Origin of the sequence: Streptococcus gallinaceus, assembly GCF_024170225.1 — a bacterium.
Classification (GTDB): Bacteria; Bacillota; Bacilli; order Lactobacillales; family Streptococcaceae; genus Streptococcus; species Streptococcus gallinaceus.
On record NZ_JALJXU010000002.1, the window covers coordinates 260,899 to 283,891 of the forward strand.

The following is a 22,993-nucleotide window of genomic DNA, read 5'->3' on the forward strand; positions in this document are numbered from 1 at the left end:
CTAGCTTTTTTGCTTTTATGAAGATTTATCTGTTACACTAAAGTGAGTACTTTATAGAACAATTTTGAAAAAGGAAGATTTGAATGAAAAAGTGGATATTTTTTGATGTGGGTTCAACTTTAGTTGATGAAAGGGAGACTTATCGACTTTTTAGTAAAAGGTGCGTCGAGACGCTCAGTAGTGCAGGTAGGGTGGTAACATTAGATGAATTTGAAGAAAAGTTGGTCGAGTATTCCCGAAAAAATCAAGATCCCATACGGGAGACTTGGTCTTATTTTACCATTGCAGGTGTTGAACGGCCACAGTGGGACCATAGCACGGATTGTTTATACCCGGATACTAAGGCTGTTTTAGAACAGTTGCAGCGCGACTATCGGCTGGGAGTCATCGCAAATCAGAAAGAGAATTTGGCGGAACGGTTGGAAAATTGGGGGATTACTGATTATTTCCAACTTGTACTGAGTTCTTCAGCAGTTGGCTACAGTAAGCCAGATGTGAGAATATTTTCAAGTGCCTTGGAGTTAGCAGGTGTCTTACCCCAAGAAGCAATCTATATTGGAGATCGAATTGACAATGACATGATACCGGCAAAGAAATTAGGGATGACAACTATTTGGTTACCAGCTGGTTTGGGAAAATACAATCAAGAAGATTCGCTTTACAAGGTAGATTGGGTGGTTTCCTCCTTGACTGAAGTAGTAGATGTGTTGATAAAGTAGTTGTCAATAAAAAAATAGAGACTAGGAACGACTCCTAGCCTCTGTCTATTATTTCGCAAACAAGCCTTTTACTTTATCAAGAGCATCGTTTACAAAATCGTTGCCTTTCAGTAAATCTTGTGCTTGTTCTACATAGTCACCGAGTTCATCTTTATGATCTTCGATGAATTGTTTTGCACCGTCAAGGTCTTTATTGGCAATAAGGTCTTTTACTTGGTTGAAAAGTTCTGTTGGATTCATGGAGAATCTCCTTTATTATTGATAATTTTATTTAACACTAAAAGACTGAAATATGCAAGCAAAGTGCTTTAGTTTTCAAGAATGCAAACTGCTTCAGGTGCTTCGAAATCTTGTGGAATTTCTGTGAGAAGTCCAGTTTCTGGATGGCGTTTGAAGACGGTTACCTTGTCAGAATCTTGATGGGCAACGATGAGATAGCTGTCGTTGGAAACGAGGGCGAAATCGCGGGGAATCTGTCCAAGACTTGACTGGATGTCGATCAACTCGAGGGTCGCATCGCCAAGTGTGCGGTAAATTGCGATGGAATCATGTCCGCGATTGGAAGCGTAGACGAATTTTCCATCTTTTGAAATCCGAATGGCTGCTGTATTGTTTGGGCCAGTATAGTCTGCGGGCAATGTCGATATGGTTTGCAGGAGCTCAAATTGTCCCACGCCGTCGTAAATCAGCACCTCAATCGAAGCATTTAATTCGCAAATGAGATAGGCGAGTTTTGCAGTTGGATGGAAAACGATATGACGAGGACCAGCACCAGGAGCGGATTTGTAGTGGCCGATTTCTGTCAATGTTCCCTCGTCCGAAACATCATAAGTAATGACAGAATCTATTCCTAAGTCACAGGTTACCAAGTAATGGTCAGGAGTTAGGTCTGCAAAGTGAGCGTGGGCACTTTGTTGATTTTCATGGGGACCAGAACCGTGGTGTTGTACGGTGTCAGCCAAACGAAGTGAACCATCACTTTCTATCTTGTAAGAAAAAATTTGGCCTTTGTGATAGTTTGCTCCGTAGACCAGTTGGCGGTCCTCATCCACTGAAACATAGCAGAGGGGAGCGCCATCTGTTACCACATGATTCAACGGTTGGAAATGAGCGTCAAAGGCTGCAACACCCCCTTGCCCATTTTCAGAACCGACTGTATAGAGATTGCCCGCTTGTGAAAATGCAAGGTAGGTTGGATTGTCTTCTGTGGCAAGAAGCTGAAGATTGCTCAATAGACCACTTTCTTCATTGAAATCTGCAGAATAAATACCTTTGGAAAGTCGTCGCGTATAGCTGCCAAAATATAAAGTCATATCGGATCCTCGCTGGTAATTTTTTATGATTATATCATAAAATTAGGAGAAAGTCGCTCGCTTACAAGTCTTTTCTGATAAAATAGACTGTGAAAATGGTACAATATAAGAAATAAATCGTGGAGGTTGGTATGAAAGAGAAACGACCAAAATTTGCAGATAGCTGGTTTTTCCATTTGTTTCTGAACAATCAGGTAGTGACTTTTTTCTTAGTGACTATTTTGGTTTTGCTGACGATTTGGATGTTTACCAGGGTGAGCTTTGTTCTACGACCGATTGGTGATTTTTTAAATATTATTCTCTTGCCAATGATTTTGACAGGACTCTTATTTTACTTGTTAAATCCCATCGTTGATTGGTTAGAAAAATACAAGATTTCCCGTACAGTGGCGATTTCGATTTTGTTTATTTTGATTGCTTTGCTGCTGGTTTGGGGCGTTGCAGTTGCTGTGCCAACGATTCAAGAACAGGTGATTTCTTTTGCCCAAAATGTGCCGAATTATATTAAAACGGTTGAGTCACAAGTAAATTCCTTGCTCAAGGACCAGCGTTTCGAGGCGCTGCGCCCGACTATTGTGCAGGGCTTGGATAATGTCAATGCACAGATTATTTCCTATGCACAGAAGTTCTCGTCTAGTGCGGTAAACTGGGCTGGGAATTTGATTTCAACGGCTTCGCATATTATTGTGGCCATTCTGATTATGCCTTTTATCCTCTTTTATCTGCTGCGGGATGGCAAGCATCTCAATTACCATGTTACTAAATTTTTACCAGTCAAATGGCGGGCTTCGGTCGGTCGTGTCTTGACGGATGTGAATGGGCAGTTGTCTAATTATGTTCGAGGGCAGGTGACAGTTGCGGCCATTGTTGCGTTCATGTTCTCCATTTTATTTACCATAATTGGGCTCAAATACCCGCTTACTCTAGGAGTTATGGCCGGTTTTCTCAATCTTATTCCTTATTTGGGTTCCTTTTTAGCCATGATTCCAGCCGTTGTCTTGGGGCTAATTGCAGGACCTTTCATGTTGATTAAGGTGCTGATTGTCTTTATGGTAGAGCAGACGGTTGAGGGACGATTTGTAACGCCGTTGATTATTGGGTCTTCTCTTAGTATTCATCCGATTACCATTTTATTTGTGCTCCTGACTGCAGGGCAAATGTATGGTGTGCTGGGTGTGCTTTTGGGAATTCCAATCTATGCCTCAATCAAGGTTGTCGTGACGGCTATTTTTGAATGGTATAAGAATTATAGTGGTTTGTACAGTGAAGAGAAAGAAGTAAGTATCGGAAATGAAGAATAGTGAAAAAATGTTGGTGTCTCTAGACCAGCAAGACTTAGCTCATGCCAATAAATATTTTAAACGTGCCTTGGAACAAGATGACAGTGAGACCTTGTTTGACTTGGCAGCTTATTTGGAATCCATTGGATTTTTTCCACAAGCCAAGGAAATTTATCTGCAAATACGAGATGAATTTCCAGAAGTGAATCTGAATTTGGCCCAGATTGCCAATGAAGATGGAGCGATTGAAGAAGCCTTTGAATACCTTGAAGCCATTGGACCAGACAGTCTTTATTATTTGGAGGCATTGGTGGTCAAGGCGGATCTCTATCAGTCAGAAGGCTTGGCAGATGTTGCACGTGAGAAATTGCTAGAGGCAGCTAGTTTGTCGGATGAACCCATTATCTTATTTGGTTTAGCCGAGTTGGAAATGGAACTGGGCGAATTTAAAGAAGCTGTGGTGCACTATGCCCTCTTGGATAATCGCGATATCTATGAGATGACAGGGGTTTCGACTTATCAACGAATCGGGATTGCCTATGCCAGCCTTGGAAAATTTGAAGCAGCAATTGAGTACTTGGAAAAGGCTGTTGAGCTGGAGTATGAAGACCAGACAGTCTTTGAGCTAGCGACCATTTTGTATGACCAAGAAGAATACCAAAAAGCCAATCTCTACTACAAGCAGTTGGATACCATCAACCCTGACTTTGAAGGCTATGAGTATGCCTATGCTCAATCCCTGCGCGCAGAGCATAAGATTGAAGAAGCTTTGGATATGGTCGAGAAAGGCTTGGCTAAGAATGATTTTGATACAGTCTTGCTCCTTTTGGCTTCCCAGTATGCTTATGAATTGCATGATAGCAAGGCAGCTGAAGACTATCTTTTGAAGGCACAAGAAGTGGCAGAAGACCAAAATGAAGTGACCTTGCGCTTGACTAACCTCTATCTTGAGCAAGAGCGTTACGATCAGGTAGTTGCGCTAAATAATGAAGAACTGGACAATGTTGTGGCGCGTTGGAATATTGCCAAAGCCTATCAGGCATTGGAAGAGGATGAAGCAGCACTGGAAATTTATGATCAGTTGCGAGAAGATTTAGCGGATAATCCAGAATTTTTGGCAGACTACATTGCGGCCTTGCGATTGGAAGGTGATATCCAGCTTGCCAAAGAATTAGCGCACCGTTATTTGCACTTGGTACCGGATGACTTGATTATGCAGGAATTTTACAACGAGGTGAATCATGATGGAGACCAATAAATTATTTCAATACAATACTTTAGGCGCCCTGATGGCAGGTCTCTATGGCGGTTCGCTGACAGTGGAGGAATTGCTAGAACATGGCGATTTGGGGCTGGGAACCTTGGACTCGATTGACGGAGAGTTGATTGTCCTAGATGGAAAGGCTTATCAGGCAAAGGGTTCCGGAGACCAACCACAAGTAGTAGAAGTTAGTGGAGAAACCAAGGTTCCCTATGCGGCAGTGATTTTTCATCAGCCAGAAGTTATCTTCAAGCAGCGATTTGAAATGACGGACCAAGAGTTGCACCAGCGGATTGAGTCCTACTATGACGGGGAAAATCTTTTTCGTTCGATTAAGATTAAGGGGCAATTTTCCAAGATGCATGTACGCATGATTCCGCGTTCTACTCCAGATAAAAAATTTGCGGAAGTAGCAACGCATCAGCCAGAGTATACAGCTGAAAATATTGCTGGAACCATTGTCGGAATTTGGACGCCTGAAATTTTTCACGGGGTCAGTGTAGCGGGGTATCACTTGCATTTTATCTCAGATGACCATAGCTTTGGCGGGCACGTCATGGATTATGTGATTGTAAATGGGCATGTTGAGATTGGTGCCGTAAATCAGCTGGATCAGCGATTCCCGGTACAAGATCGCGAATACCTTTTCGCAAAATTCAACGCCAAGGAAATCCGCGAAGATATTAATAAGGTGGAATGAGATGGAACTCGATATTTTATCTTTGCAACCGAGTTAATTTTACCTATCTGAAGAGAAGGTAAAAGCGGTTGGAGAATGGTTTGATGACTATCCGTTGGAGCCTCTACCTGTAAAAGAAATGAACGGGAAGATTTTTCTAACGGATGGTCATAGCCGAGCTTATCTAGCTTACGAATCAGGTAAAAAGACGATTTCCGTTGTTTGGGATGAAGACGATTTGGATTGGGATTTCTATTGGAAATGTGTCCAAGCTTGCCAAGAGCGAGGTGTCAATACTATTGCTGATTTGGAACAACGCCAACTCTCCAACAGTGACTACAAGGAAAAGTGGCTGGGTTGGTGTCAACAACTTGTTTCAAAATAAAAAAACACCTAGAAGGGATGGTCCTTTCTAGGTATTTTTGTGCTGATCAGAGTTTCATGGATTTTATTTTTTCTTCGGTCGGTGTCACGCGCAGTGTTTTTTGACCACGATAGGTCACAAAACCGGGTTTGCCACCACTTGGTTTATTGAGTTTTTTTGCTTCAATCATGTCCACTTGAACGAGATTTGACAGTCGGGCTTTTGAGAAATAGGCAGCTAGCTCTGCGGCATCTGTCTTGACTTCATCGCTGGGATCGAGATTATCCATGATGATGACGTGACTCCCTGGAATATCCTTGGTATGGAACCACAGTTCTCCTTTTTTAGCCATCTTGAAGGATAATTCATCATTTTGCAGATTATTTTTCCCAACCAGAATAATCGTCTTACCATCACTTGCCAAGTAACGTTCTGGTTTTTGACGTTTGGCAATTTTCTCACGGTGGCGTCGCTTGAGGTACCCTGTCTCGATGAGTTCTTCGCGAACTTCGTCAATTTCAGATAGATTGGCTTGACCGAGGATAGTCTCCACACTTTCCAGATAGAGAATCGTGGCCTTTGTATCTTCAATGAGACTAGACAAATGCTTGACAGCCTCTTTTAATTTTTGGTATTTTTTGAAATAACGTTGGGCGTTTTGACTGGGAGAAAGCGCCACATCAAGTGCGATTTCTAGGGGCTGCCCTGTATAATAATTGTCCAAAGTGACGCTAGGCTGGTCATTTGGAACCTGATGAAGGTAGGTGGTCAAGAGCTCGCCCTTTTGGCGGAATTCCTCTGCATTTTCGGTCGCAGTCAATTCTTCCTCTTGCTTGACCAATTTTTTACGATTTTTTTCTAGCTCACTGGCCACTCGCTTGATGAGTTCATTGGCCTGCTGGGCGACGCGGTCGCGCTCGGCCTTGTCGGCATAGTAAGTATCTAGAAGCTGGGAGAGATTGTCAAAACTCTGGTGGCTATCGGAAAATGGCAGAGCTGCATAGGATTTTTCCGTCAGACTTGGCTGGCAAGGAGCAGTAAAGAACTGTCGGAAATTCTTTAATTTATCCGTGACTAGAAGCTGACTTAATTCTGTCGCCGTATCTCGCCCCAAACCTTGAAAGAGACTTTGTAGCTGTTTTGGACCAAGGTCTTGTGTACTCAAGATTTCAAATAACTTCTCGTCAGAAATGGCAAATGGATTGCGGACATCCGTCTGCGGAGGTCGGATATAGCTTGAGCCAGGAAGAATGGTGCGGTAGGAATTTTGTGAAAATCCTACATGCTTAATGGCTTCGATAATGCGATTTTCGGTCTTGTCAACCAAGATAATATTGCTGTGTTTGCCCATAATTTCAACGACAAGAGTAGCTTGAATCTGGTCACCGATTTCGTCCTTGTTGGACACAGCAATTTCTAAAATTCGGTCATTTTCCAGCTGGCGTAAGTCTTCGATAACCGCACCCTGCAAGTATTTGCGTAGAATCATAGTGAAGGTATTGGGCACCTTTGGATTGGCAAATTCAGTATTGGTCAATTGAATTCGTCCAAAAACAGAATGTGCAGAAATCAAGAGCTTATGATTTTGACGATTGCTCCGAATTCCCAGCACCAGTTCTTGTTCAAAAGGTTGATTGATTTTCTGAATGCGACCACCTAAAAGCTGGCTGTGCAATTCTTGTGTCATGTGATGTAAAAAAAATCCGTCGAAAGACATGGTTTCTCCTCTTTTCTAGTCCTTCTAGTATAACATAAGTCCCTATAGATGTGGTAAAATGGAGAAAAGGAGAAGTTATGCAAGAATTAGAAAAATATATCGCCTTTGATTTGGAGTTTAATACGGTCAATGAAGTCAGTCACATTATCCAAGTTTCCGCAGTCCAGTTCGAAAATGGGCAAGAAGTAGCACACTTTGACTCCTATGCCTACACGGATGTTCCCTTGCAAAGCTTTATCAATGGCTTGACGGGTATTACAGCAGACAAGATTCAGCAGGCTCCCAAGTTAGAAATGGTGTTAGCATCATTTGCGAAGTTTGTAGGAGATACTTCTTTGATTGGCTACAATGCCCATAAGAGTGACCTTCCGCTGTTGGCTGAAAATGGTCTTGATTTGCAAAATCAGTATGCAATTGATGTCTATGATGAAGCATTTGAGCGTAGAAGTAGAGACTTAAACGGCATTGCTAATTTGCGCTTGTCAACGGTTTCTACCTTTTTAGGAATTAAAGGACAAAGTCACAATAGCTTAGAAGATGCACGCATGACAGCCCTCGTCTATCAACAATTTTTAGAATTCGACCAAAACAAGCTGTTATTGGAAAAGCAAGATCAGTCTAGCCACAATCCATTTTCAGGACTGGACTTATCTGGTTGGTTGGATTAAAAAATTACAAAAAACTATTGACAAATAAAAAATAAAACCGTAGAATAATACTCAATCAGAAAAGTACTAGACGAAAGTTTTCAGGGAGCTTGTGGTTATTGCGAACAAGTAGCGGACTTCTAGGAAATGGGCTGATGCTAAAATGGAATTCAAAACAATGCGAATTCGGTCGGCACACCTTACCGTGCAACTCCTTGATAGAGGAGATGGAGATATGGGAGTATTCTAGACAAATTCCATAAGTGAGGTGGCACCGCGGATTCTCGCCCTCGCATACTATTTAGTATGCGAGGGTTTTTCTATGGCTCTTAGTGAGGAAAGTCAGAATGACGCATCTGAGCTTAGAGACATTGACGCAGTTCGAGCTTAGCGAGGACTACGAACAGTTTAGTTCTTAATGAAATAAGGTGCATTGCCCCGCCATTGAATTTAGGGGAATTGACGCAGTTCGAACCCAGTGAGAACTGTGAACCTTAACATTCTGAATGATTGCGCGTTCGCAGAAGGTAGCAGGTCTTAGAAAGATGAATTCCACAATGAAGGAGAAATGATATGAAAAAACGATGGCGTCGCTTAGGGACAATAAAAGTGAATAGGAAATGTGTACTTACATCGGAATAAAATTTTTAGGAGAAATAGCATGAAAAATAAAGCGTTGATTGGAACATTGATTGGTTTGGTTGTCTTGGTGGCGGGTGCCCTTTATTTCAACGGGAAAAAGGAAACGACATCGCCTGAGAATAAGGTAGTTAAGGTGGGGATTTTGCAGTTTGTGACCCATGAAGCCTTAGATGAGATTGAAAAGGGAATCGAAGATGGCTTGGCAGATGCAGGTTACGACGGTAGCAATGTCAAATTGACAGTTCTCAATGCAGAAGGTGACCAAAGTAAGATTCAAACCATGAGTAAAAAATTGGTCAGCGATAAGAACGATGTGGTCATCGGGATTGCGACTCCAGCAGCTCAAGGCTTGGCAGCAGCAACTTTAGAAATTCCGGTTGTAATGGGTGCAATTTCAGACCCTATCGGAGCTAAATTGGTTAAAAATTTGAAAAAACCAGAAGCCAATATCACAGGAGTTTCGAACCAAGTTCCGCTCAAGCAAACGGTTGAACTCATCCAAAAAATCACACCAAATGTGAAGAAAGTCGGAGTTCTCTACTCAAGTAGCGAGGATAACTCAGTTTCACAAGTTAAAACATTCAAAGAATATGCAGAGGCAGCAGGTCTCACTGTGGAAGAATTTGCTGTTCCTTCTACAAATGAAATCAAAACGACAGTCGGCGTTATGGCAGGCAAGGTAGATGCTATTTTTGTACCGCAGGACAATACGATTGCCAGTGCCTTTCCAACGGTTATCTCAGAAGCAACGCCTGCAAAAATTCCAGTTTATTCGAGCGTAGACACGATGGTCAAACAAGGTTCTATCGCCTCTGTCGCTCAAAGTCAATACGGCTTGGGAACAGAGACAGCGAAGATCGCAGTTAAACTTTTGGCAGGTAAAAAAGTAGTGGATGTCCCAGTCAATGTGGTCAACACAGGAATACCGACATTGAACTTACAAGCAGCAAAAGACTTAGGAATTACCATTCCGTCTGATTTGCTTGACACGGCAGATATTGCTGTTAAAGAAAAATAGAAGGTAGAAAGAGATAGATATGATCATTTCATCGGTATCACAAGGGTTATTATGGGGAATTCTCGGTTTGGGGATTTACTTAACCTTCCGCATATTAAATTTTCCAGACATGACGACAGAAGGTTCTTTTCCACTCGGTGGAGCTGTGGCGGTAACGCTGATGAATCATGGATTTGACCCGCTCTTATCGACCTTAGCTGGTGCATTGGCTGGTTGCTTGGCAGGACTTGCTACGGGGCTTTTATACACAAAAGGTAAAATCCCAACGATTTTAGCGGGAATCTTGGTCATGACTTCTTGCAACTCTATCATGCTCATGCTGATGGGACGGGCTAATCTCGGATTGCTAGATATCAAGACCTTGCCAAACTTTTTACCATTTGAAGCGGATGTAAATCTCTTGGTTTTAGGATTGATAGCAGTGATGGTGGTGATTGGTGGATTGATTTATTTCCTCTACACGCGCGTTGGACAAGCCTATATTGCAACGGGTGATAATCGCGACATGGCCAAAAGTTTTGGTATCAATACGGACCGAATGGAAGTGATGGGTTTAGTCATCTCGAATGGCCTGATTGCCCTTGCAGGAGCGCTCGTCAGCCAACAAGATGGTTACGCTGATATCTCAAAAGGGATTGGGGTTATCGTCATCGGCCTAGCCAGCATCATCGTCGGAGAAGTTCTTTATTCTACAAATCTGACCTTGCTTGAACGTCTGATTGCCATCGTTGTCGGCTCCATCTTCTATCAATTTTTGATTACAGCAGTGATTGCGCTTGGCTTTAATACCAATTACCTGAAACTCTTTAGTGCTTTAGTCTTGGCTTTCTGTCTTCTTATACCAGTGCTCAAAGAAAAATTCTTTAAGGGGGTGACCTTATCACGATGAAAGCAATTGTCGAATTAAAAAATGCAACCAAGATTGTCAACAATGGCTTTGATGAAGATAAAGTCATCCTGGACAATGTCAACTTGACTATTTACGAAGGCGATTTTATTACGATTTTAGGAGGAAATGGCGCTGGGAAATCCACTCTGTTCAATGTCATCGCAGGAACTCTGCTCCTGTCTAGCGGTACGGTGTATATCCTAGGCGAAGACGTGACAAATTGGCCTGCAGAAAAACGTGCCAAATACCTTGCTCGTGTTTTCCAAGATCCCAAAATGGGAACGGCACCCCGGATGACAGTCGCAGAAAATCTCCTGATTGCCAAGTTCCGTGGACAAAAACGAGGTCTAGTTTCGCGTAATCTGCCAAAATATACGGATGAATTTACCCGCTTGCTTGGACGGATTGGGAATGGATTGGAAAAACATGTGGAAACACCTGCGGGACTCTTGTCTGGTGGGCAACGTCAGGCGCTCAGCCTTCTTATGTCTACCTTGACTCAGCCAGATTTGCTGCTGCTCGATGAGCATACGGCTGCTCTAGACCCCAAAACTAGTGTCTCTCTCATGCAGTTGACACAAGAGTTGATTGAGGCTAGTCAGCTGACAGCGCTCATGATTACCCACCACATGGAGGATGCCCTCACATACGGCAACCGCCTCATTGTCATGAAGGATGGAAATATCGTGCAAGACATGGCCCACGATGAAAAATCCCAGATGAAACTGGAAGATTACTATCAATTTTTTGAATGAGTAGGGAATGTTAACGAAGACATCAAAATACCACCGAGGATTTCTCCATGGTGGTATTTTTTATAGAACTTGTCTTAAAAAATGAATCAAGAAGGGAAGTGAATTCCAAAAAGTATGATAAATAATTGGATAATAAATACACTTGGTCTTTCTAAAATAGATAGACAGTATGATCCCTGGAGCCAAATAAGACATAAAATCTGTTATTTGTAATCCATTCCACAGAATATGAAGCAAGGAAAATAGAACGACTGAAGCTACAATATCTAAATAATACTTTTTAAAGGGTTTAAATATCTCCATGATAATACCACGATAAACCATCTCTTCACAAAAAGGACTAATGAGTATGATACTGAATATTACTAGAATATTTGTAGTGCTATCAGATGTAGAGAGCAAATCCAATATTCCAGACTGATTTTGAGTAACCGGAAAACATAAAGCGGTAATGATTGTCCAAATTATGTGACAAATCAGGAACAATATAAAGTAGCCAATATAAGATCCTTTGAACTGAAACTGGAAAATCTCCCTATTCCCATATTTCCAAATAATCCATGTTGCGAATATACCAATAATCAATGTCAAAATCGATTGAATGAATTGATAGTTAAACTCAGATAATTTCTGAATAAAGTCTAAACTCAAAATCATATTTTGGATTCCCATATCTAACAATAAAACGATAGCTGCTAGATAATAAAATTTAGTGCGTTCTGGATTTTTCTTAAACATGCTCCCATCTCCTTCTAAGCTACTTCAAAAAAATTTGAAGTGCTTATTATGTAAAATATTATTCTTTTTCATCAATTGGTCGCGATTGATAGATAGATTATAATCTGCTGATGATTAAAAGTCAATATAATTTCTTAAAATTTCATATAAAACGGATGGTTTCTACCACCAAGTTTTCATACTTGTATTTCCAATTGAAAAAGTTATCATGTCGTCTGCATGAGTTGATAGTTCAGTGGAAAAAGGGACATGTTATTAGCATGGTTTGCTGTTTCTGTGTCAGAACTATCATGCTGTTCGCAAGGTCGGATTGTCCGTCAAACATATTGCCATGTTTAGAGCATAGCAATTTTGCTTGAGATAAGTACTCACCAAAACAGAAACAGAGTAAGCAGCTTTATTGGAAAGGTGGATTGGTTATTCTTAGTCAGGTTCGGTACAATATAAATAAATATATTTGTTTATGATATACTAAATAAAAAGGAGAATGCTATGTCAAAACGGAAAAAGTTTACAATCGGTGCGTTACTGTGTCTATTAGTAGGAGGAATCATTATGTTTAGTTTGAATCATATAAAGCAAGAGGAAATTGAAGCAAATCGTAATCGAGAATATGAAATTTCTTTGGTTAATACCTTGAAAAATTCATATAGTGATTTAGAGTTCATCAAAATATCCAACCCAGTAAAAACGGTAAAACCAGGAGATTGGTCGTGTTTCGTTGAACTAGTCTTCACTAATGGAGATAAAGTTAAATATAATTTGGAACATGGTCGAGAGTATGAGATAAACAGAGGAGGGATTTTATCTGAACAAGAATCGAATATTTTAGCTAACCATCAGGGGATAACTACTCAACAGGTGAAAGTGACCTATTCTAATGAAAGTAATAGAGTAATCTAAGAGGAGGATGTATGGTATCGTTTCAGTATACTGATCAACACTTAAATAATTTTAATAAGGGTCATATGGTATATAGTGTAAATTCTAATTTTGTTAGTCGGAATAACACTATAAAAATAATACCTTACGATTCTAATCAAAAAGGGAAATATATTCTCCAAACTCCAGATGGCCAACAATTCAAAGTACTAGCCACAAAAGTTGACAAGGCTACAGGTTTTGATGGTATGGCAGTAGCTCCGATGATTGATGGGAAGGTTGATATTACAAATGTTGCAGTAATTGCTGCTGCCACTGATTTTGGGTTTTCAACAGATGGACAGAGAAAAGATACATTGGGAGCGGTCGTTGCTTCCTTTCCTAATAGTCCTTCTCCACAAGAACCAGTGGTTTCTAAATGGATTGGAGATTTGAAGAAACAATATACCATTGCCCAGTTATCGGGCTATTCTCAATCTGCTTATATGTTAAAAGTTGGCGCACATCATTAGATTCCCACCACTGTCTTTAATGGATGGTTTCGCTATGATTCCCTAACGGATGAAGAAAGAGACTATATTCAGAACCATTTATCTGATTTTATCAACTACCGGAAAACGGATGACTCTGTTACGCATTTTAATGATTATAATGGCAAACAATTTATGTTGAATGACATGGGGACCATTAAATGGGTAAAAGGAAGTTCTCACGATATATCGGACTGGTATTTCGATCCTAAAACAGGGCGTACGTTGGATAAAAAAGGAGGGAAAATAGTTTTTCCCTTGTCGACTGTAGTCCAACAGGGACTTCGAGAAGACATGAAACGCTTCGCTTCTCTCAAGAAAAAATGGAAAAAATCTGGTGGGAAGCTAACGAGTTCCGAAAAACTCTTCTTGGATGCGGCTCAGTGTATGGTCTTGTCGCGGTCAATGGCAGAGGCGGCTAAGTTAGGTTCGGCTAAGGTTGCGAAGTTGAAGAAAAAAGCAGATGCAGAAGTAGAAGCTATTTGGGGTCAGATTGATTTTCATTCCTATAGTGCTTTGACTTATTGGGAAGTGGAGTCACTTTTTGCTTCTAGAGGGGTCAGTCGTTCTGCTTTTGTAGATGATTTTCAAACCAAAACAGCCAGTGTTTCCGATAAATTTCGTCAGTTGTCTGAAGACTTTCAAATGCTCAAACAACAGATTGATAGTGGTGTGTCGGAATTGGAAGCTCGTGATCAATCTTTCGCCAAGGAGTTTACAGGATGGACAAACAGCATATAATCTATGAAGATATACGAAAGAAGGAGCAGGAGTTAGAGGAGATGGGGCTTCATTTTCAGCAACACCTGCGCAAGATTGATCGAGAAGAAGAGGAAGTGACTTCTCGTCGTAGAATCTTGGAGCGAATGATGCAAGTTGAAGAGGAGAAACTCTATCATAGTTTGAAACGTTTTTCCCATGATGGATGTCAGTTGGATGACTTTCATGCACTGACAAGACAGCTACATCGTGAATCAGAGGATATTTTCCATAAGAAAATGGGACAATTGGAGCAAGAACGAGAGAATGCGACTCAGTCATTTCGTCGGAATCAGATGGTTCTAGAAAGTGAGCTTACAGAAATCAGGAGGCAATATGATGCAAGCACCGATGAATGAATACTACACAGAAAAAGGGTATGAATTTGCCTTAATGCAAATGCGAAAAATGTTGGAACGACAACGAATTCTGGCAGAGGCGTCTGCAGCCATTGCATCAAAAGAAGAACAATTATCTTGGTTCACTAGTAAGGCAAAGAAAGAAGCGACTAGCACTAAATCGATAATTCAACAAGTAAATAAGCAGATGGATACAGCTATTTCTGGGCAATTTCGGACGAAGATGGAAGAAACTGTAAAAGAGACAGTAGTATCCTATAATGATATCTAGAGAGGGTGACCTCTTTTTTTATTTGATCGTGAGTAGGATGGGGAAGTCTACTGCCGCAGATTCTTTTTTAAAGAATCAGTTCTCACATTTTTTGAAAAAATGATGAAAACAGTGTATAATATAGTTGATATGCGATGAATCGCAAGCTGTAATTCGACTTGCCAACCAAAGAAAAATTGGACGCAAGGGCCGTTAGTAAAAAAATAAACTCAAAAGGAGCTCACATGAGTGAAATAAAAATTATTGCCTTGGGTGGTGTGAGAGAAAACGGAAAAAATCTCTACATCGCTGAAGTCAATGACCAGATTTTTGTCTTGGATGCCGGACTCAAATATCCTGAAAATGAACAGTTGGGTGTGGATGTCATCGTGCCAAATTTTGATTACTTGGTGGAAAATAAAAAACGTGTTGCAGGTGTCTTCTTGACACACGGGCATGCGGATGCCATCGGTGCCTTGCCCTATTTGTTGGAAAAAGTGAAGGTGCCTGTTTTTGGCTCGCACTTGACCATTGAACTGGCTAAATTATTCGTAAAAAATTATCCAGCAACCAAGAAATTTAACGACTTCCACGTCATCAATGCCAAGGCTGAGATTGATTTTGGGTCAACACAAGTTTCTTTCTTTAAAACAACTCACTCAATTCCAGAAAGCTTGGGAATCGTGGTTAAAACAGATGAAGGAAATATCGTCTATACCGGTGATTTCAAGTTTGACCAGGCAGCGGATCCATTTTACAAGACTGATTTTGCCCGCTTAGCAGAGATTGGCCGTGAGGGTGTCCTTGCACTCTTGTCTGACTCAGCCAATGCGGAAAGTCATGTGCAAGTGGCTAGCATGCACGAGGAAGCTACTGAGATTTTGGATACGATTGCGGATTGGGATGGCCGTGTCATTGTGGCGGCTGTTGCCAGCAATATCGCTCGTATTCAACAAATTTTTGATGCGGCAGAAGCAACTGGTCGTCGCGTTGTCCTAACTGGACACGATGTGGAAAATATCGTTCGCACGGCTATTAACTTAAAAAAATTGCGTCTGGTCAGCGAACGCCTCTTGATCAAACCAAAGGAAATGTCTAAATTTGAAGATAATGAACTCATCATCCTTGAAACAGGTCGAATGGGAGAGCCTTTGAATGGTCTTCGTAAGATGTCTATCGGTCGTCACCGCTATGTGGAAATCAAAGACGGGGACTTGGTGTACATTGTTACCACACCAAGCATTTCAAAAGAAGCAGTTGTGGCTCGTGTAGAAAATATGATTTACCAAGCGGGTGGTGTGGTCAAATCCATTACAAAAAATCTGCGCGTGTCTGGTCACGGGAATGCGCGTGATTTGCAGCTCATGCTCAATATTCTTCGACCAAAATTCCTCTTCCCAATTCAAGGTGAGTACCGTCAACTCGATGCCCATGCCACTGCTGCATTGGAGATTGGCATGTTCCCAGAAAATATCTTCATTGTCAAACGTGGTGACGTTATGAGCTATGAGCAGGGAGATTTTGTTCACAATGGTTCCGTGCCAGCAGGCGATGTCATGATTGACGGAAATGCTATCGGTGATGTGGGCAATATTGTCCTACGTGACCGTAAGATTTTGTCGGAAGATGGGATCTTTATTGTGGCAATCACGGTCAATAAGCGGGAGAAGAAGATTATTTCTAAGGCGCGTGTACACACTCGTGGATTTGTCTATGTTAAGAAGAGCAAAGATATCTTGCGTGAAGCGGTAGATGTCGTGAACAATGCTGTGGAAAACTACTTCACGAAAGATAGTTTTGACTGGGGAGAACTCAAGTCAGCTGTCCGTGATGACTTATCTAAATACCTCTATGACCAAACCAAACGCCGTCCAGCAGTGCTGCCGGTGATTATGGAAGTGAAATAAAGCCGATTCCCGATATTGTCTGTTCAACAGAGGGAATTTTTCTATCAAAAGGAGACGAGATATGGCAACAATGCGCATCGAATACAATTCAGAAGCTCTTATGCAGTACCGTGAGGTGACGGTCATTTATCCAGATAGTAGCGAGGTGACAGCCGAGGAAGCCGCTGATACCGATATTCCAGTCCTCTACTTGCTTCATGGCATGAATGGCAATCAGAACTCATGGACAGGTCGAACCAATCTAGAACGGCTGGTTCGTCATACCAACTTGATTGTTGTCATGCCCAATTCGGACAATGCTTGGTATACCAACACCGCTTCAGGTCTCAACTACTATGATGCTATTGCGGAGGAGTTGCCTCAAATCTTGCGGCGTTTCTTCCCCAATATGACACAGAGGCGAGAGAAGACCTTTATCGCAGGTCTGTCCATGGGTGGTTATGGTGCCTATAAGATTGCTCTCAAGACCAATCGTTTTTCCTATGCCGGTTCCTTCTCAGGGGCTATCGGTCTAGGCTTAGCAGGCTTGGACGTGACTGAGTTGACGGATGGCGATCGGACTTATTGGCAAGGTGTCTTTGGAGAATTGGACGACTTGTCTGGCTCGGAGCATATTTTGACCAATGTAGTTGGTGAGCATGATGGACAAACTAAGTTTTACGCTTGGTGTGGCGAGGAAGATTTCCTCTATGCTTCAACTCAAACAGCTGTCAATGAAATGACCAATCTCGGTCTAGAACTCACTTATGACCATGCACTGGGCACGCATGACTGGTATTATTGGGAAAAACAGATTGAGATTTTCTTAGAAATGTTGCCAATCAACTATGTTAAAGAAGAAAGATTGTCGTAAGGAAATGCAGTATAAAGGAGAGCGCAATGTGGTTATTATTTGGAGCGGGTGCTGTTATTAGTGCCGTACTGAATCTGCTTTGTCTTTTTTATCGCAAGCATGTGGTCTGGTTGGGATTTGTCAGTATATCTCTGGCTGCCTTGACGATATGTGCTTTTTATTCTGATAGTGCTAGTCGTGTATTGCACGAGGATTGGAGTGGATTGCTGGACATCATGCCAATGATGAGCTCAATTTTGTGGTGGTTTATAGGGATTCTTATACTGGTTAATTCTTTGGCCTTCTTTTCAAAGAATAAGTAAATACAAGGCGGTTCAAACCGCCTTTTTTCATCTTCCATATGGCTTCATTGCTCATTTTTTGATACAATAAATTCATGATTATACTTAGTGGAAATAAAATTGAGCGTTCCTTTTCAGGAGATGTGCTCTTTGATAATATTACGATTCAGGTGGATGAACGCGATCGGATTGCTCTTGTCGGGCGAAATGGTGCGGGTAAGTCGACTCTCTTGAAAATTCTGGTGGGAGAAGAGGCGCCGACATCGGGTGACGTCAATACCAAGCGTGACCTGACCTTGTCTTACTTGGCGCAGGATAGCCGTTTTTCATCAGAAAATACTATTTATGATGAAATGCTTCATGTCTTTGATAATTTACGTCAAACGGAAAAACGCCTACGTGCCATGGAATTGCAGATGGGAGAAGTAGCAGGTGCGGAACTGGACCAGCTCATGAAAAGCTATGATCTGCTATCAGAAGACTTCCGTCTTCGTGGCGGATTTACCTATGAAAGTGACATTCGTGCCATATTGAATGGCTTTAAGTTTGACCAAACTATGTGGGGCATGCAGATTTCAGACTTGTCTGGCGGGCAAAATACACGCTTGGCGCTGGCCAAAATGCTACTAGAGAAACCAGAACTTTTGGTGCTGGATGAGCCGACCAACCACTTGGATATTGAGACCATTGCCTGGCTGGAATCTTATCTGGTCAATTACCAAGGCGCCCTCATTATCGTTAGTCACGACCGTTACTTCTTGGATAAGGTGGCGACGATTACCTATGATTTGAACACGCATTCATTGGACCGTTATGTGGGAAATTACTCTACTTTTATGGATTTAAAAGCGGAGAAATTGGCAACTGAAGAAAAGAATTTTGAGAAGCAACAAAAGGAAATTGCCAAGTTAGAAGACTTTGTTCAGCGCAATATTGTGCGTGCATCTACCACCAAACGAGCTCAGGCTAGACGCAAGCAGCTAGAGAAGATGGAGCGATTGGACAAGCCGACTCAGGGACAAAAGTCAGCTAATATGACCTTTCAGGCAGATAAGGTTTCTGGGAACGTCGTCTTGACCGTCGCGGATACAGCTATCGGATACGGTGAGGAAATTTTAGCCCAGCCCATCTCACTAGATGTCAAAAAACTAGATGCCATTGCCATCGTTGGACCAAATGGTATCGGAAAATCAACCTTTATCAAATCCATCGTAGGACAAATTCCATTTATCCAAGGAAGTGCAACTTTTGGCGCCAATGTAGAAGCTGGATATTATGACCAAAATCAGTCCAATCTAACGCGGACAAATATAGTTTTGGATGAATTGTGGAACGCCTTTCCGACAACAGCCGAGGTGGCTATCCGTAATCGGTTGGGTGCCTTTCTCTTTTCAGGAGATGATGTCAAAAAGTCAGTGTCTATGCTCTCTGGTGGGGAACGCGCTCGCTTGCTTTTGGCAAAATTATCCATGGAAAACAACAACTTTCTCATTCTGGACGAGCCGACCAACCACTTGGACATTGATAGTAAGGAAGTACTAGAAAATGCTCTGATTGACTTTGACGGGACGCTTCTCTTTGTCAGTCACGACCGCTATTTTATCAATCGTGTGGCGACAAAAGTGCTGGAAATTTCCGAGGATGGTTCTACCCTTTACCTTGGTGATTACGATTACTACGTAGAGAAAAAGGCGGAGTTAGAAGCTATGGCGGAGGCCCAGTCCACACCTGCCGCTTCTTTAGCGGAAGCTCAGTCCAATGGAGACGATTACCAAGCGCAAAAGGCCAATCAGAAAGAACTCCGCAAACTCACTCGTCGGATTGCAGAAATCGAAGCACGTCTTGAGGTCATTGAGGCGCGTGAGTTGGAAATCCATGACAGCATGCTGTCGACAAACGATATCGGTCTTCTAGCTGATTTGCAAAAAGAAGTGGATGCTATTCAGGCCGAGCAAATGGAGCTGATGGAAGAGTGGGAAAGCCTTAGTGAGCAGGTAGAATAATGCCAAATTACGGAGAGATTTTCAAAGAGTTTCGTCTGAACAAGCAACTGACTTTGACCGAGCTGGCTGACGACCAAGTCTCGGTTTCTCAGCTGTCGCGCTTTGAACGTGGGGAATCAGACCTGTCTATTTCAAAATTTTTTCATGTTTTGGAAAAGTTGAAGCTAACGCCAAGTCAATTTATGAACCGAGTCAGCAATTATCGACGCAATGACCAGATTCACCTCATGGCTCAAATGGCTTGCGCTCATTATCAAGAAGACACGGCGACATTGGCCCAGTTAAAGGCTGGTCAGCAGAACCTTTATATTGAAAAACCGCAAAACAAGCGTGCCCAGCTCAATGCTATCTTGCTTCAAGGAGCCATTTGTGACCTGGACGCTAGCCAGCAGATGACTGAGCAGGATTTGGGTATCGTATCAGACCATCTTTTTTGCACCGAGGATTGGCAGATTGATGAGTTGATTTTGATTGGTAATTTATATCAATATTACAAGACGGATCTGATGTGTCGCCTGGTGGATGAAGTGGTTGGTCGACGCGACTTTTACATGGATATGCCCACTCATAAAAATCTAGTCGAGGTGACCTTGCTTAACATCATTTTAACCCTGACGGAGCGCGGAGAATTGGTCAAGGCGCAGGGTTATGACCAAATTTTAGAGCCGCTTTTGTCCAATGAACGCAATGCCTATCACCGCTTGATTTACCTTTATGTCAAAGGATTTCTTACCTATAAAAATGGAAATGTAAGCGGAAAAACAGACATGCAGCACGCTATCCAAGCCATGGTCTGGATCAACAACCACCACCATGCTCGTACCTATCAAAAACATTTTGATAAGCATGTAGGAGAAGAGTGAATGTGGAAATAATTTTTGTATTCCCACATATGCAAAAAAATAAAAACCCTCTAACAAACTAGACTATAATACTGTCTAGAATGTAGGAGGTTTTTTAGATGAATAAAACGATTTTAAAGCTTTTAACCAGTCGAGCGATCAACAAGATTGGGAATATTTTTTATGACTATGGCAATAGCGTCTGGCTGGCTTCCATGGGAGCGATTGGGCAGCAGTTTTTGGCATTTTACCAAATGGCTGACACGGTAACGTCCATTATTTTCAATCCCATCAGCGGAGCTATTGTAGACCGATTTAAGAGGAGACAGATTCTTCTAACAACGTCTCTGCTTTGTGCCCTTGCCTGTACGGTAGCAGCACTTATTTCAAACGATACCATCATGCTCTATGCGCTGGTGATTGTCAATATTGTTCTTGCCATTTCCAGTTCATTTTCGCGGATTGCCAATAAATCGTATATCACAGAATTGGTCGAAAAGGATGAGATTATTCGCTATAATGCGCAGTTAGAGGCTGTTTTACAGGTTATTGGAGTGGCGTCACCCATTTTTTCATTTCTCGTGATTCATTTTACGAGTTTGCGGGTGACTCTATTGCTTGATGCGCTCAGTTTCCTGCTGTCATTTTTCTTGGTAATGGCTATTAAGCCAGAAGAGAGCCATTTTCAAGTTCAAGCCAATAGCGGACTGACTGTCAAGGCTATTCTCAAGGATATTTGGGATGGGTTAGTCTATATCTATCATGAAAAACAGGTTTTGTTTCTACTGGTATTAGCAGCCTTGGTTAATTTTCTTTTAGCTGGATTTGCTTATTTGCTACCCTTTGCAGACCAACTCTATCATCAAGATGGCTCCTACGCTAGCTTGCTGACCTTGGGTGCCATTGGTTCCATCTTGGCAGCCTTTGTTTCTGGGAAAATCAAGGGCTCGATGACCAACTTATTGCTCAATCTTGGCTTGAGCGGTCTAGGTGTTATGGTGTTAGGCTTATCAGCGATTGCATCGGTTCCAGTGTGGATTTCTTTTGGTGGAAATGTCATTACCGAATTTTTCATGACTATTTTCAACATTCATTTTCTCAGTCAAATTCAGATGAGAGTGCCAAATGAATTAATGGGGCGTGTATTTTCAGGTGTCTTTACCGTAGCAATCCTCTTTATGCCACTAGGGACTTGGCTCATATCAGCTCTTCCCCATGCAGTTCAATTAACTAGTTTTTTCTGGATTGGTGGAGGTGTATTTCTGATTGCTCTAATGGGAATGTTACTGACAAAACGGGAAATCTAAGGCTGAATTGATACATAGTGCCTGCATTTTTGGTATAATTAGGAGGAAATGAATGTTAAAAGGAGAACACCATGATTTTAATTACTGGAGCAAATGGTCAACTTGGTACAGAAATGCGTCATCTCTTGGATGAACGTGGGATTGAGTATGTCGCTGCAGACGTAGCAGAAATGGACATCACCGACGCATCAAAAGTCGATGCCTTCTTTGCAGAAGTGAAGCCAACAATCGTTTATCACTGCGCAGCCTACACAGCAGTCGATGCCGCTGAAGACGAAGGAAAAGAACTCAACTACAAAATCAATGTTACAGGGACTGAAAATGTCGCAAAAGCAGCTGCAAAATATAATGCAACTTTGGTTTATATCTCAACAGACTATGTCTTTGAAGGTCAAAAACCAGTTGGTTTAGAATTAGAAGTGGATGAGCCAGCCAACCCACAAACAGAGTACGGTCGTGCCAAACGCTTGGGTGAAGAAGCGGTAGAAAAATACGCAGAAAAATTCTACACCATTCGTACAGCATGGGTATTCGGAAATTATGGTAAAAACTTTGTCTTCACCATGCAAAATTTGGCTGAAACACGCGATACGCTTGGCGTTGTCAACGACCAATTTGGCCGTCCAACTTGGACACGTACCCTGGCTGAATTCATGATATACTTGGTAGACCATAAAGAAGAATACGGTTATTACCACTTGTCAAATGATTCAGAAAAAGGAATCAGCTGGTATGATTTTGCAGTAGAAATCTTGAAAGACAAAGCTGTTACAGTTAATCCAGTTTCTTCAGACCAATTCCCAGCTAAAGCCAAACGCCCACTCAATTCAACTATGAGTCTGGCAAAAGCAAAAGCAACAGGTTTCCATATTCCAACTTGGCAGGAAGCCCTAGAAGCCTTTTATAAACAAGGTCAGGATAAATAATCAGAGCAGGCGATAGCCTGCTTTTTTCTATCTATTCGGTCTGATTTATGGTATAATAATCTGATTATACTT

25 protein-coding genes are annotated in these 22,993 nt (G+C 41.8%); 21 read left to right on the forward strand and 4 right to left on the reverse strand.

Translation table 11 applies throughout. From position 1 onward, the window contains the following. Positions 1–83 precede the first annotated feature (83 nt). Positions 84–719: an HAD family hydrolase gene (locus tag J2T50_RS03740; protein ID WP_253363871.1), complete on the forward strand. Its 636-nt coding sequence runs from the start codon at positions 84–86 to the stop codon at positions 717–719. 48 nt (positions 720–767) lie between these two features. On the opposite strand, the gene J2T50_RS03745 is transcribed toward J2T50_RS03740, so the two are convergent. Both J2T50_RS03745 and J2T50_RS03750 read right to left on the reverse strand, forming a co-directional pair. Then, complete coding sequence (locus J2T50_RS03745; protein WP_253363873.1) at positions 768–959, reverse strand: hypothetical protein; 192 nt, start codon at positions 957–959, stop codon at positions 768–770. A 68-nt stretch (positions 960–1,027) separates the two neighbouring features. Then, positions 1,028–2,032, reverse strand: coding sequence for a lactonase family protein (locus tag J2T50_RS03750; RefSeq protein WP_253363881.1), 1,005 nt, complete (start codon positions 2,030–2,032; stop codon positions 1,028–1,030). A gap of 131 nt (positions 2,033–2,163) precedes the next feature. Between J2T50_RS03750 and J2T50_RS03755 the strand changes: the two genes are divergently transcribed. From J2T50_RS03755 to J2T50_RS03770, 4 genes are all read left to right on the forward strand, one after another. After that, on the forward strand, positions 2,164–3,333 hold the full coding sequence (locus tag J2T50_RS03755) for an AI-2E family transporter (RefSeq protein WP_253363883.1): 1,170 nt from the start codon (positions 2,164–2,166) through the stop codon (positions 3,331–3,333). After that, entirely contained in the window at positions 3,323–4,570 is a 1,248-nt protein-coding gene (locus tag J2T50_RS03760) for a tetratricopeptide repeat protein (protein ID WP_253363885.1), read from the forward strand. The genes J2T50_RS03755 and J2T50_RS03760 overlap by 11 nt, the downstream gene beginning before the upstream one ends. After that, a complete protein-coding gene (gene budA / locus J2T50_RS03765; RefSeq protein ID WP_253364051.1) occupies positions 4,557–5,273 on the forward strand; it encodes an acetolactate decarboxylase in 717 nt (238 codons plus the stop codon). Before J2T50_RS03760 ends, budA begins: the two co-directional genes overlap by 14 nt. Before the next feature lie 118 nt (positions 5,274–5,391). After that, complete coding sequence (locus J2T50_RS03770; protein ID WP_253363887.1) at positions 5,392–5,637, forward strand: hypothetical protein; 246 nt, start codon at positions 5,392–5,394, stop codon at positions 5,635–5,637. A gap of 46 nt (positions 5,638–5,683) precedes the next feature. Here J2T50_RS03770 and J2T50_RS03775 read toward each other — a convergent pair whose 3' ends face one another. Next, positions 5,684–7,333 (reverse strand): Rqc2 family fibronectin-binding protein, encoded by a 1,650-nt coding sequence (locus J2T50_RS03775; protein WP_253363888.1) that lies wholly within the window; start codon positions 7,331–7,333, stop codon positions 5,684–5,686. Positions 7,334–7,410: 77 nt separating this feature from the next. Between J2T50_RS03775 and J2T50_RS03780 the strand changes: the two genes are divergently transcribed. The 4 genes from J2T50_RS03780 (at position 7,411) to J2T50_RS03795 (ending at position 11,284) form a co-directional block, all read left to right on the forward strand. Further along, positions 7,411–8,001 carry a 3'-5' exonuclease gene (locus J2T50_RS03780; protein WP_253363890.1) on the forward strand — a complete coding sequence of 197 codons (591 nt, stop codon included), beginning with the start codon at positions 7,411–7,413 and terminating at the stop codon, positions 7,999–8,001. Between the two features lie 640 nt (positions 8,002–8,641). Beyond that, on the forward strand, positions 8,642–9,640 hold the full coding sequence (gene trpX / locus J2T50_RS03785) for a tryptophan ABC transporter substrate-binding protein (RefSeq protein WP_253363892.1): 999 nt from the start codon (positions 8,642–8,644) through the stop codon (positions 9,638–9,640). A gap of 19 nt (positions 9,641–9,659) precedes the next feature. Then, positions 9,660–10,529 carry an ABC transporter permease gene (locus J2T50_RS03790; RefSeq protein ID WP_253363894.1) on the forward strand — a complete coding sequence of 290 codons (870 nt, stop codon included), beginning with the start codon at positions 9,660–9,662 and terminating at the stop codon, positions 10,527–10,529. Then, positions 10,526–11,284 (forward strand): ABC transporter ATP-binding protein, encoded by a 759-nt coding sequence (locus J2T50_RS03795; protein ID WP_253363896.1) that lies wholly within the window; start codon positions 10,526–10,528, stop codon positions 11,282–11,284. Before J2T50_RS03790 ends, J2T50_RS03795 begins: the two co-directional genes overlap by 4 nt. A 60-nt stretch (positions 11,285–11,344) precedes the next feature. On the opposite strand, the gene J2T50_RS03800 is transcribed toward J2T50_RS03795, so the two are convergent. Beyond that, positions 11,345–12,022: a CPBP family intramembrane glutamic endopeptidase gene (locus J2T50_RS03800; protein WP_253363898.1), complete on the reverse strand. Its 678-nt coding sequence runs from the start codon at positions 12,020–12,022 to the stop codon at positions 11,345–11,347. A gap of 492 nt (positions 12,023–12,514) precedes the next feature. Here J2T50_RS03800 and J2T50_RS03805 point away from each other — a divergent pair, with 492 nt between their 5' ends. The 12 genes from J2T50_RS03805 (at position 12,515) to rfbD (ending at position 22,921) form a co-directional block, all read left to right on the forward strand. Beyond that, complete coding sequence (locus J2T50_RS03805) at positions 12,515–12,925, forward strand: hypothetical protein (protein ID WP_253363900.1); 411 nt, start codon at positions 12,515–12,517, stop codon at positions 12,923–12,925. A gap of 11 nt (positions 12,926–12,936) precedes the next feature. After that, positions 12,937–13,416 carry a hypothetical protein gene (locus J2T50_RS03810; RefSeq protein ID WP_253363902.1) on the forward strand — a complete coding sequence of 160 codons (480 nt, stop codon included), beginning with the start codon at positions 12,937–12,939 and terminating at the stop codon, positions 13,414–13,416. Positions 13,417–13,569: 153 nt separating this feature from the next. Further along, positions 13,570–14,175, forward strand: a complete 606-nt coding sequence (locus J2T50_RS03815; RefSeq protein WP_253363904.1) for a hypothetical protein — start codon at positions 13,570–13,572, stop codon at positions 14,173–14,175. After that, entirely contained in the window at positions 14,157–14,552 is a 396-nt protein-coding gene (locus tag J2T50_RS03820) for a hypothetical protein (protein WP_253363906.1), read from the forward strand. Before J2T50_RS03815 ends, J2T50_RS03820 begins: the two co-directional genes overlap by 19 nt. Continuing rightward, positions 14,530–14,823, forward strand: a complete 294-nt coding sequence (locus J2T50_RS03825; RefSeq protein ID WP_253363915.1) for a hypothetical protein — start codon at positions 14,530–14,532, stop codon at positions 14,821–14,823. The genes J2T50_RS03820 and J2T50_RS03825 overlap by 23 nt, the downstream gene beginning before the upstream one ends. 224 nt (positions 14,824–15,047) lie before the next feature. Beyond that, a complete protein-coding gene (locus J2T50_RS03830) occupies positions 15,048–16,709 on the forward strand; it encodes a ribonuclease J (protein WP_253363917.1) in 1,662 nt (553 codons plus the stop codon). A gap of 61 nt (positions 16,710–16,770) precedes the next feature. Further along, positions 16,771–17,562, forward strand: coding sequence for an alpha/beta hydrolase (locus tag J2T50_RS03835; protein ID WP_253363919.1), 792 nt, complete (start codon positions 16,771–16,773; stop codon positions 17,560–17,562). 26 nt (positions 17,563–17,588) lie between these two features. Continuing rightward, positions 17,589–17,864 carry a hypothetical protein gene (locus J2T50_RS03840; protein WP_253363921.1) on the forward strand — a complete coding sequence of 92 codons (276 nt, stop codon included), beginning with the start codon at positions 17,589–17,591 and terminating at the stop codon, positions 17,862–17,864. Positions 17,865–17,938: 74 nt separating this feature from the next. Further along, positions 17,939–19,846, forward strand: coding sequence for an ABC-F family ATP-binding cassette domain-containing protein (locus J2T50_RS03845; protein WP_253363922.1), 1,908 nt, complete (start codon positions 17,939–17,941; stop codon positions 19,844–19,846). Continuing rightward, a complete protein-coding gene (locus J2T50_RS03850; RefSeq protein ID WP_253363924.1) occupies positions 19,846–20,709 on the forward strand; it encodes an Rgg/GadR/MutR family transcriptional regulator in 864 nt (287 codons plus the stop codon). Before J2T50_RS03845 ends, J2T50_RS03850 begins: the two co-directional genes overlap by 1 nt. Before the next feature lie 98 nt (positions 20,710–20,807). Beyond that, positions 20,808–21,995, forward strand: a complete 1,188-nt coding sequence (locus J2T50_RS03855) for an MFS transporter (protein WP_253363926.1) — start codon at positions 20,808–20,810, stop codon at positions 21,993–21,995. 71 nt (positions 21,996–22,066) lie between these two features. After that, the gene (gene rfbD / locus J2T50_RS03860) at positions 22,067–22,921 is read left to right on the forward strand and encodes a dTDP-4-dehydrorhamnose reductase (RefSeq protein WP_253363927.1); all 855 of its coding nucleotides are present in this window, start codon (positions 22,067–22,069) and stop codon (positions 22,919–22,921) included. The last annotated feature ends 72 nt before the right edge of the window (positions 22,922–22,993 follow it).